We start from the raw sequence: 3,315 nt of genomic DNA, 5'->3' as shown, positions 1-3,315 counted from the left end.
CCCCAGAACTCCTCCGCCCGTCTCCTCGAACTCGTCTCCCTCGCCGAGAGCGAGCCCGGACTCGACGCCCTGCGGCCCTACTTGGCCGACGCCGCGCCCGCCGTCCGGCGCGAGGCCGTGGCTGTGCTGACCGAGACCCTGCCCGAGGGCACCGGCCCCGCCCTCGCCGAGGCGCTCCGGGACCCCGCCCCCGAGGTCCGCGCCGCCGCGGCCGCCTCACTGCGCGAGCTGGTGGAGACGCTGCCCGCCGAGTCCGCCCTGCGCGACGGTCTCGCCGCCGCCCTGTCCGAAGCGGACCCCGTCGTCCGCGCCGCCGCCCTGGACGTCCTGCGCGCCCTGCGCCTCGGCGACACGGATCTCTTCGCCGGAGCCCTCACCGATGCGGACATCGCCGTCCGCGTCGAGGCGGTCCGCGCCCTCGTCTCGGTGGACGCCGCCGAGGAGCTCGCCGGCGCGGCCACCGCCGACCCCTCCCGCGAGGTCCGCGTGACGATCGCCAAAGCGCTGGCGACGGTGTCGGCGGAACGCCCGTCGGACGCCGTCCTCGACGCCCTGGCCCGTCTCACCGAGGACCCTGACCCTCTGGTGCAGGGAGCGGCCTACGGAGCTCTCGGCACCACCGGCTGCCCCGCACCGCTCGCCGCCCGCGCAGTCGCCGCCCTGTCGGCCGCCGCATGGCAGGTCCGGTCGGGTGCCGCGACGGCGCTGTCCGCCGCCGACCCTGACCTGGCCGTGCCCGCCCTCGCCAAGGCCCTCGCCGACCCGAACGCCGATGTCCGCAAGGCGGCCGTCCTCGCCCTGACCCGGCACTCGGGCGCAGACGGCGCCCGCGCGGCCCTGGCCACGGCCACGACGGACTCGGACGCGGACGTGAGGGCGTATGCGGCGCGGGCCCTGTGACCTGTCCTGACGCCTGTGCGGTCCCCGGGCCGCACCTTCCGAAGCCCGGGGGCCGCTATATCCAGTCGTCCTCGGGCTCCGGGTCGGCGTCCATCTCGGGCCAGTGGTCGGCGCCGGGGTCCGTGTCATCGGTGCGGTCAGGTGTCTGCGTGGCCGACCCGCCGTCCCCGAGACCGGCCAGCACTCCGATCACGCCCTCGCCGTAGGTCACCAGTTTCTTCTCGCCGACTCCGCTGACCCCGCCGAGCTGCTGCACCGAGGTCGGCCAGGCCGTCACGATCTCCCTGAGCGTGGCGTCGTGGAAGATGACGTACGCCGGGACGCCCTGTTCGCGGGCCTGCTCGGCGCGCCAGGCCCGCAGGGCCTCGAACGCCGGCACCAGCGTCTCTGGCAGCTCGGCCACCGCGGCCTTGGCCTTGCCCCGCCCGGACGAGGAGCCCGACTTGGCGGTCACCGGCTTCTTCGGTTCCTTGCGCAGCGGCACCTCCCGCTCCCGCCGCAGCACCGCCCCGCTGGCCTCGGTCAGCACCAGCGTGCCGTAGTCCCCCTCGACCGCGAGGAGTCCCTGGGCAAGCAACTGCCGTACGACACCTCGCCATTCGCCCTCGGAGAGCTCCTCGCCGATGCCGAACACGGAGAGCTGGTCGTGGTCGAACTGGATGACCTTGGCGGTGCGTCTGCCGAGCAGGATGTCCACGATCTGCACCGCCCCGAACTTCTGCCCCCGCTCCCGCTGGAGCCGCACGATCGTGGACAGCACCTTCTGGGCGGCCACCGTGCCGTCCCAGGTCTCGGGCGGTGTGAGGCAGGTGTCGCAGTTGCCGCAGCCCGTCGACCCCGGTTCCTGGCCGAAGTAGTTCAGGAGCTGGCCGCGCCGGCACTGCGCGGTCTCGCACAGCGCGAGCATGGAGTCCAGGTGGGCGGCGGCCCGGCGCCGGAACGCCTCGTCGCCCTCGCTCGACTGGATCATCTTGCGCTGCTGGATGACGTCGTTGAGGCCGTAGGCCATCCAGGCCGTGGACGCCAGTCCGTCGCGCCCGGCGCGGCCTGTCTCCTGGTAGTAGCCCTCGACCGACTTGGGCAGGTCGAGATGGGCCACGAAGCGGACGTCCGGCTTGTCGATGCCCATGCCGAAGGCGATGGTGGCCACCACGACGAGGCCGTCCTCGCGCAGGAAGCGGGACTGGTGGGCGGCGCGGGTGCCCGCGTCCAGGCCGGCGTGGTACGGGACGGCCTCGATGCCGTTGCGGGAGAGGAACTCGGCGGTGGCCTCCACCGACTTGCGGGAGAGGCAGTACACGATGCCCGCGTCGCCCTGGTGCTCCTCGCGCAGGAAGGCGAGGAGCTGCTTCTTGGGGTCGGCCTTGGGCACGATCCGGTACTGGATGTTGGGCCGGTCGAAGCTCGCCACGAAGTGCCGGGCCGTCGGCATGTCCAGCCGCTGGGTGATCTCCTCGTGGGTGGCGCGGGTGGCCGTCGCGGTGAGCGCGATCCGCGGGACGTCGGGCCAGCGTCGGCCGAGCACCGCCAGTGTCAGGTAGTCGGGGCGGAAGTCGTGGCCCCACTGGGAGACGCAGTGCGCCTCGTCGATGGCGAAGACGGAGATCTTGCCCCGGGACAGGAGGTCCTGCGTGGCGTCGAGGCGCAGCCGCTCCGGTGCGAGGTAGAGCAGGTCCAGCTCTCCGGCGAGGAACTCGGCCTCCACCACGCGGCGCTCGTCGAAGTCCTGCGTGGAGTTCATGAACCCGGCGCGCACGCCGAGCGCCCTGAGCGCGTCCACCTGGTCCTGCATGAGCGCGATGAGCGGTGAGACGACGACGCCCGTGCCGGGTCTGACCAGGGAGGGGATCTGGTAGCACAGCGACTTGCCGCCGCCGGTCGGCATGAGGACGACGGCGTCCCCGCCGGCCACCACATGCTCGATGATCTCTTCCTGCTCGCCGCGGAAGGCGTCGTATCCGAAGACCCGGTGCAGCGTGGCCAGTGCCTCGCTGTCGCTCGCGCCCGGTGTCCCGGTGATCCCTGGCATCTCGCTGATACCGCCCATCCCGCCCATAGTCCCGTCCCCCGTACGTCGTCCTTCGACCACTGCCTCCACGATAGGGGCCGGGACCGACAGCGTCGGAGTTATCCACAGGCCGGGCCGGTGACGTTGCGTGGTCATCCGATCGGCGGATGTCACATGGCGCACTCGTTCGACGCGGGGACATGCTGCTGGGGCGGGCTGGGGAGGCCCGCCCTCCCGACGGACGGCGCCTCACCCGCGCGCCCCTCCCGCCCCTGATACACACCCCTGAAGGCAGTGCTCACCGTCGCGGCGGCAGCGGCCTTCTCACTGACCGCCGCGCCCGCGCAGGCAGACGACCTGGACCCGTCCGTCTGGACGGAGCTGTCCCACACGTACGGGGCCACCGG

Annotated in this window: 2 protein-coding genes; one reads left to right on the top strand and one right to left on the bottom strand. The window is 72.9% G+C overall.

The annotated features are described in order from the left end of the window. Positions 1 to 900: HEAT repeat domain-containing protein (locus AOJ26_RS02550; RefSeq protein ID WP_179200273.1), on the top strand; the 900-nt coding region annotated here is incomplete at its 5' end. A 55-nt stretch (positions 901 to 955) separates the two neighbouring features. On the opposite strand, the gene recQ is transcribed toward AOJ26_RS02550, so the two are convergent. Next, positions 956 to 2,956 (bottom strand): DNA helicase RecQ, encoded by a 2,001-nt coding sequence (gene recQ / locus AOJ26_RS02545; RefSeq protein ID WP_053846494.1) that lies wholly within the window; start codon positions 2,954 to 2,956, stop codon positions 956 to 958. Positions 2,957 to 3,315: the final 359 nt, after the last annotated feature.

Origin of the sequence: Streptomyces sp. NRRL B-24085 (genome assembly GCF_001282115.1) — a bacterium.
GTDB lineage: Bacteria > Actinomycetota > Actinomycetes > Streptomycetales > Streptomycetaceae > Streptomyces.
Note: the sequence above shows the minus strand (reverse complement) of the source record. Positions and strands in the feature narration are given on the sequence as shown.